Genomic DNA, 6,590 nt, shown 5'->3' with positions numbered 1-6,590 from the left:
GCAGCTGGCGGCGGCGCTTGTCTTGATCGACGCCGATCAATCAGCCGTGCCAAATCGAGAGGAATGGATCCAGGCGATTCGCGGTAAGTTGTCACTTTCAACATTATCTGGCATAGGATCGTCAACATTATTTGGCATACTCTTTGAGTATCGACGAACTGGCGGGTCGGTCGGAAGAGGCACGAAGACTGGCGATGGAGCGGTTCCGGCTGCTCCAACCTCACATTGAGAACGACGAGCCCCTAACATCGGTAGCCCACGCCGCCGGGATTCCATATCGGACAGCATATCGTTTGGTTTCAGAGTATCGCCGGATAGGGTTGACGGCGCTTTTCCGCAAGAAACGGACGGATCGTGGTGAACGCCGCGTAGTGTCGGCCAAGCTCGAGGAGGCCGTTGAAGGCCTCGCTCTGCAAAAGCCGCCTCTGCCAATCGCGGCATTGTACCGCCAGGTGTCACGGTTCTCGAAAGAGCTTTGCGAGAAGGCTCCGAGCGGTTCTGGTGCAAATTGAGAGATGGCGCAATTTGCACCAGAACCGTGTCAGTGCGGGTCGTGAAGTAGCGTCACGAATCAGGGCGCACACTCGGCCAGATCAGCCGGATTGAGGGAGGCTACCAGTTGCGTCTGCGGACGCATTGGCCGAACTCAATCGAAAAGAGGAAATGTAATTCGCATTCCTTTGAAACGCGAGGGCCTCGCCGCTACTGTCATTTCTTTTCGTACACGATGGTGAAGCGGAGTTCGCTCCCCTGACCGTCCACCCCCGTGAGGGTGTTCACCATCGTCTTGCCGTCTGGAGCGACCACGCTCTTGCTTTTCGTTCGGTACGTGCCGCCGGTTTTCCAGTTCTCAATGAGCAGCGTGTTGGCGTCGACCTGCTTGACCGAGAGCATGTCGAACGGTCCCTCGCTCGGCGAGAGTTTCACGGGCGTGCCATCGTACAGAGCCGTGTAGCCAAATTCGTTCCGCGTGCCGTCCTGCCGCACGCTCTTGACCGTGACGCGCGCGCCGCCCGGGACAGCTTCGCGCACAGTGATCAAGCTCCTATAAGGATTCTTGGACGGACGGTTCAACGTTGACTTCTCGATGTTGCGTTGCCAGGTGCCAAGGGTGTTATCCGCGGCGGGCGCGGCACCCGCGCAAAAGGTCACGAGCAGGGTCAGCAGAAGCCCAAGCATGACAAGGACTCTATCACAGTAACCTGAATGAGGAGAAGACACGAAACGCAATTTTAAGCAGGCTAAGCCGTTCCACGGCGAAGCCCTGTGAACCGAAGACGCGCATAACAAAGCATCAGAGCGGAAGCCAAGACGACTAGGAGTGCCTTGTAGTGGCCCACCAATTCCCCTATCATCGTTCGCGGGAGCTTGAGGTCGCGGCGCGTTAACCGCTTTTCTATGGGCAATGGCCGGACATGGCTGTCCCTTTTGAAGCAGACTTCGAATGGACCAACACTTTGTGACTCAAAGTGCCGTTTCTAGGGTGTTTTGACGCTGACAGTTTGCCTGGGGTTCAATTGGGACAGCCTTTGTAAACGCCTTTCATAGTCGGGCATCGACCGCCGCCCTGTTCCACCCGTCAAGCACTAACGTGCGTAAAATTCCGTTTCGTGTCTTCTCCTCTTATTGAAAATCTCCCTTGCGCATCACTATGGTTGCACTATGATGTCATTATGAATCGAAAGGCAACAAACGGAGCAGTAAAGCGGCGGCCAGTCTCGGCCCGTGTGCCGTTGACCGTTCGCTTGCCGGAAGAGCTCATCAAGAAAATTGATGAAGACCTAGATCAAAGGGACATACCACTGTCGAGAAACAATTGGCTGCTGGAGGCCGCAATCGAGAAGCTCCGCAAGAGTGGCACAGGAGGGGCAAATGGCGCGTAGTGACCTTCTTATTTCGCTCGTCCAAGCAGGAACCGTAGGGGATAAGCGTGGCTTCCGCACAGCGGCTGAAGCCCTCATTGCAGAGGAGCGGGCTAAACGCCATGACATTCTGGCGGATCGGCTCTCAAAAGCGATACAGCCGAATGGAAACGGAAGCGGGAACGGAATGCACAATCTTTCAGTTGCACAAGTCGCCGATACAGTTCACCGGGGCAAGGATTTCATTTCAGAGATTACGCCACGGCGCACACTGAACGATCTTGTGCTCCCGGCAACTGCGCGCCAAGGCGTTGAAGAACTCATTGAAGAGCAACAGCGCGCCGATCTCCTGCGCGCTCATGGCTTGGAACCTCGCAGCCGAATACTGCTTGTCGGCCCCCCCGGCACAGGCAAAACGACTCTCGCGGAAGCACTGGCGGAAGCCGTGGCGGTCTCCCTCTTCGTTGTACGCTACGAGTCGATGATTGGCAGCTATCTAGGAGAGACGGCGGCCCGTCTGAAGAGGGTGTTTGACTATGCCCGGACGACGCCCTGTGTTCTCTTCTTCGATGAGTTTGACGCGATAGGCAAGGAGAGAGGCGACATCCACGAGACGGGGGAAATCAAACGCGTTGTCACCTCTTTGTTAATGCAGATTGATGAGCTGCCAAGCTATACGATAGTCGCAGCGGCGACGAACCATCCTGAATTGCTGGACCGTGCCGCTTGGCGACGCTTCCAAGTGCGCATCAATCTAACGCTGCCTACTCAGAAGGAACTGGCCGGATATATCGAGGCTTTCCTTTCGCAGCATGGAGAGACAACTAATACATCCCCTCTCTCTATAGCCAAAGCTCTGGGCCGAGTAAGTTATGCCGAAGCGGAGCAGTTCTGCCTCGACGTGCGGCGGCGGCAAGTATTAGCTATCGGGGGGAAAAATCTCAAGAACATCATTGCCGACCAACTGAAGGTGTGGACCTCCACATCACGGGCAAAGCAAACACCTGAAAAGGAGGGTTGCAATGCCGGAACGTCCGATCCTGCCTCTTCCGACTCCTAGTGCCGTTTCAGTGCCGAGAGGTGGCGGCGGTGGCTCAAGTCTGCGGCTTCCTTCGGCGGTCACCCAGCAACAGAAGTTCGGCCCGCTATTTAACAGACTTCGCGATGTTCTCGGACGTGCGGACGGTGCTGTTCAGCTCCGCGATGATCCAAGCAATCTAGCGCCTGATCGTGTCATCGTCTTTGAAATTGCGGGGACGATTGACAACTTTCTGAAGGCTGTGTCCCGGATTCAGGGGCTAGAGTTTATGGCGGAGTATGAATCCGACTTTGCTGCTGATGAGTACTTTGCCGTACAAGATGACAGAGTAGGAAAAGAAGGGCAGGATCGCACTGACAAACAGGTTCCTGGGCGTTTCTATCTTGCAATGCCAGATGTACGGGCGTTGCAGGAAGTACTCAGTCTGTGGGAGAGATGGCAAAATGGCCAGGCCTTCGATTCCGGCTTTGCGCCATTCACGCACCTATTCAAACAACTTCACGCACTGCGGCCCTGGGGCCCGCAAGACCGGATTCCCGAAGAAACCATGGCTTTCTGGCGTGAAGAAAGTTTGAGGAATCCAGGTCAGCCGATTCGCACAGAAGTAGAACTCTGGTATCGGGACAACGAAACGCGCCGCCGCAATGCTGCCCAGACGCTCAGGGACATGGTTGCGGAAGCAGGTGGGCAGATTGTGCACGAATCTGTCATTGGAGAGATTGCTTACCACGGGATGCTAATCGACATTCCGGCGGGCGACGTGCAAAATCTCATGTCCGAGAGGACAGTGAAGCTTGCTTTGGCGGATGACGTGATGTTCCTCCGCCCGCAAAGTCTTCTGCGCGGACCTCTTGAAATCGAGGCTGAAGCTGATGGGTCTTTAACTGAGCGTGTTGCTCCCATCCCGGCGGGACGCCCTGTTGCAGCTCTGCTCGACGGAGTTCCGGTGCAGGCTCACGCGTTACTTGCCGATAGGCTGATGCTTGATGACCCCGATAATTTGCAAAGCCGCGCCCTCGTATCGCGCCGCGTACATGGCACGGCTATGGCATCTCTCATTCTTCACGGCGACCGCAACGAGAACGGCGCATCGTTACCGCGCCCGCTTTACGTCCGCCCGCTGATGTTGGCCAATGAGAATGGCATTGAGCATACGGACGCGGACCGCCTTCTCATCGACACTATCTACCGTGCAATTGTGCGTATGAAGGGCGGCCCCGGCGAGGAAGCGACCGCGCCAACGGTATTCCTCGTTAATCTTTCGATGGGGGACACCCGTCGTCCCTTCACAAGGCTCATTAGCCCGCTTGCAAGACTTCTAGATTTCCTCTCCGACCGCTACAACATCTTGTTTTTGGTCAGTGGTGGCAACGTATCCGACACCCTCAACATCGCAGATTTCACCAGCTGGACAGACTTTGAAAGTGCGACTCCAAAAGATCGCGAAAAGGCAGTCCTCAGGGCGCTCAATGCTGCAAAGCACGAGCGCACTATTCTCTCGCCTGCGGAGTCGCTGAACGCCTTAACGATTGGAGCCCAGCATCACGACAACGTAGCCCAGCGCCAAGGGTTGCACAATTCTGTCGATCCTTTCGAGGACAATACACTCCCGAACGTGAGTTCTGGACTTGGCCTCGGACACAGACGCATGATTAAGCCGGATCTCTATTTTCCTGGTGGTCGTGAGCATGTCCGGATGCAGGGAACCGGTGGTGGCGGCGTCAGAATTTCGGTGGGTTCGCCACGAAAACTATATGGACTTAGTGCCGCTGCCCCAGATGCGCTTGGTCAAGGTCGCCTTGACCAAGTTGCCTTGAGCGACGGAACCAGCTCTGCGACAGCGCTCGCCACGCGGGCTGGCCATCAGATTTTCGACTCCTTAATGGATCGCGACGGCGGCTCGCTGCTCGCCGATATAGATCCAAAGTTCTATGCTGTGGTAGTAAAAGCCCTGCTTGTGCACAGCGCCCAGTGGAATGGGAATGATGAACTGCTGAAGGAAATTTGCGGGCCTGAAGACAAACGGCGGCATGCAGAGCGCGCTGAGAATTCTTGCCGGTTTGTCGGTTTTGGCGTGCCTGATATTCGTGAAGCTCTCGAATGTTCTCCGAGTCGTGCAACATTGGTGGGCTTTGGAGCCTTACGGCCCGAGACGGCTCATAACTTCCGTATCCCGTTGCCGGGATGCTTGGAACGTGTGACGGACCCCAGATCATTGAGCGTTACCGTCGCATGGTTTTCGCCGATCAAGCCAGGCCATCAGAGTTACCGTTCCGTCAGGCTTGAAGCTGCGCCACTGCACCCAGTTCTTCAGGTGCTTGGCGTAAAACGGCGGAAGAGCCAACCCGCCGACCCAACCGTCAAGCGTGGGAGCGTCTTTCATGAGCATTTCGAGGGGCAATCTGCCGTTCCGTATATTGATGACGGGCATCTCTCTATGCGCGTCTGGTGCAAAGAAGACGCAGGTCTTGCAGGGAATGAGGCAGTACGCTACGGGATTGCCGTCACGATAGAAGCTGGCTCGGCGCTTCCGGTCTATGAGCAGATACAACAGCGTCTCGTCATTCGCCCACGTCCGTAAGTCTCAAATCAGAATCCTCTCCACTTCATCGAGCGGCACCTGATCATTGCGCCGGTCGTAAAGCCCTGTCGTGCGGGCGCTCTCATGGTTCGCCATTTGCTGCGCCACTTCCAGCTTGCCGCCATTACGCAGGTATTCGGTGATACCGGTTGCGCGGAACGTATGGCAACCGATCCGCGTCATGATGCCGGCGTCTGCTGCCCGACGCCGTATCATCCGGTACACGTCGGCCTGGCGCATGGGTCGGTCGGTAAGCTGGCCCGACTGCCCTTCGGTCGTACGGAACAGCCACCCCTTCATGTCCCTCGCAATCCCAGCAGCGTCGATATAGGCGTGCAGGTATTCGTCCAGTTTGTGATGGCAGGGCATTTCATGGCGCTTCCCGCCTTTCTCGTGAAGCCGGACCCAGGTTCTGCGCCCCTGGACGTAAACATCCTCGACGCGCATTTTCTCGGCCGCCGCGCCGACGCGGGCGAAGGTGTAGGTCATCAGTGCGATGAGTGCGCGATCGCGCAAGCCGATGACTGAACCGGTCTTGATCGAGTCCAGCAGGTCGCGAGTCTCGTCAGCCGTCAGCACGGGCGTCTTGCCTTTCTTAACGCTGTGCCTCGGTCCCCGGACGGAGGTTGCGGGGTTGGTCGGCATTGCTTGGCCGATCACGAGCCAGTCGAAAAGCATCCGCAAGGCGGCAAGCTGGAGCTTGACGGTGGGCGCTGAGACGCGGCCCTGAAGCTCCTCGACATAGGCGGCGACGTGGACGGGCTGCACATCCCGGAGTTGGGAAAGGCCTCTGGTTTCGCACCAGGCCGCAAAACCTGCTGCTGCCTTGGCATAGGCACGCCGCGTGTGCCGGTTGCGGATGTTGGCCGTGAAGAATTCAATGACGCGCTTGGCGGTTGAAGCGTCAGGCGCGAACAGCGCCGGTAAGGTGACGCCCTCCTTCAGCCGCAATTCGGCGGCGGTAAGTCATATTCCAACCTCAAGCGAGGCATTGTTGCGGCGTAAAGCAGAGGAGACCGCCTTGGAATCCAGACGGTGATTCTTGATCTCGATGCGAGCGCGATGATCGCGTTCCTCCGGGATGAGCTTGGTGCCCAAGTTGTGGCGG

Annotated in this window: 6 protein-coding genes; 4 read left to right on the top strand and 2 right to left on the bottom strand. The window is 57.0% G+C overall.

Annotated features, from left to right (window positions below; translation table 11 throughout):
• On the top strand, positions 1 to 229 hold a 229-nt coding region (locus SGJ19_21980), incomplete at its 5' end, for a hypothetical protein (protein ID MDZ4782928.1).
• Complete coding sequence (locus SGJ19_21975; GenBank protein MDZ4782927.1) at positions 195 to 512, top strand: helix-turn-helix domain-containing protein; 318 nt, start codon at positions 195 to 197, stop codon at positions 510 to 512. The genes SGJ19_21980 and SGJ19_21975, both read left to right, overlap by 35 nt.
• A 196-nt stretch (positions 513 to 708) precedes the next feature.
• Here the strand turns inward: SGJ19_21975 and SGJ19_21970 are convergent, their stop codons facing one another.
• Positions 709 to 1,179, bottom strand: a complete 471-nt coding sequence (locus SGJ19_21970) for a hypothetical protein (protein ID MDZ4782926.1) — start codon at positions 1,177 to 1,179, stop codon at positions 709 to 711.
• A 693-nt stretch (positions 1,180 to 1,872) separates the two neighbouring features.
• On the opposite strand from SGJ19_21970, the gene SGJ19_21965 reads away from it, so the two are divergent.
• Together SGJ19_21965 and SGJ19_21960 are read left to right on the top strand one after the other, a co-directional pair.
• A complete protein-coding gene (locus SGJ19_21965) occupies positions 1,873 to 2,922 on the top strand; it encodes an ATP-binding protein (protein MDZ4782925.1) in 1,050 nt (349 codons plus the stop codon).
• Complete coding sequence (locus SGJ19_21960; protein ID MDZ4782924.1) at positions 2,885 to 5,482, top strand: S8 family peptidase; 2,598 nt, start codon at positions 2,885 to 2,887, stop codon at positions 5,480 to 5,482. The genes SGJ19_21965 and SGJ19_21960 overlap by 38 nt, the downstream gene beginning before the upstream one ends.
• Positions 5,483 to 5,485: 3 nt before the next feature.
• Here the strand turns inward: SGJ19_21960 and SGJ19_21955 are convergent, their stop codons facing one another.
• Positions 5,486 to 6,427: a tyrosine-type recombinase/integrase gene (locus tag SGJ19_21955; protein ID MDZ4782923.1), complete on the bottom strand. Its 942-nt coding sequence runs from the start codon at positions 6,425 to 6,427 to the stop codon at positions 5,486 to 5,488.
• Positions 6,428 to 6,590: the final 163 nt, after the last annotated feature.

Source organism: Planctomycetia bacterium, assembly GCA_034440135.1.
In the GTDB taxonomy this organism is placed as follows: domain Bacteria; phylum Planctomycetota; class Planctomycetia; order Pirellulales; family JALHLM01; genus JALHLM01.
This window is presented reverse-complemented; position numbering and strand designations above follow the sequence as displayed.